We start from the raw sequence: 415 nt of genomic DNA on the forward strand, positions 1-415 counted from the left end.
GGAGGGGATTAAGTCGTTTGTGCCACTAACGACTTAATCCCCTCCGTCCCCTTTTTGTTGCCGTCACTGTGGCGGCGCTACCATCGGGCTTCCTGTTTCGATGGAGTGCGCGTATGCGCCGGATGGCCTACCTGATTCCCGCTCTGCTGCTGGCGGCCTGTTCGCAGCCTGAGCCGCCGGCGCAGCCTGCGGCGGATGCGCCGCCGCCGATGGAAGCGAACGCGGCAGCGACGCCTGCCGCTGAACCGGCGGCGCCGGCTGCCGAACCTGCCGCCGCCGCACCGGATCGCAGCCTGTTCCGGCTGGGGCACTCCACGATCCTGCTGAAGCTGCGTGGCCAGTACTGGCTGACCGATCCGGTGTTTTCCGAGCGCGCCTCGCCGGTGCAGTGGATGGGGCCCGCACGCTTCCATGC

General features: G+C 68.0%; 1 pseudogene. It reads left to right on the forward strand.

The features are described from left to right. Positions 1–113: 113 nt before the first annotated feature. Positions 114–415, forward strand: a pseudogene (locus ABGA94_RS06645) (hypothetical protein); the annotation flags it as partial.

The organism is Stenotrophomonas sp. 3diitr2024 (assembly GCF_042136455.1).
Taxonomy (GTDB): Bacteria; Pseudomonadota; Gammaproteobacteria; order Xanthomonadales; family Xanthomonadaceae; genus Stenotrophomonas; species Stenotrophomonas sepilia.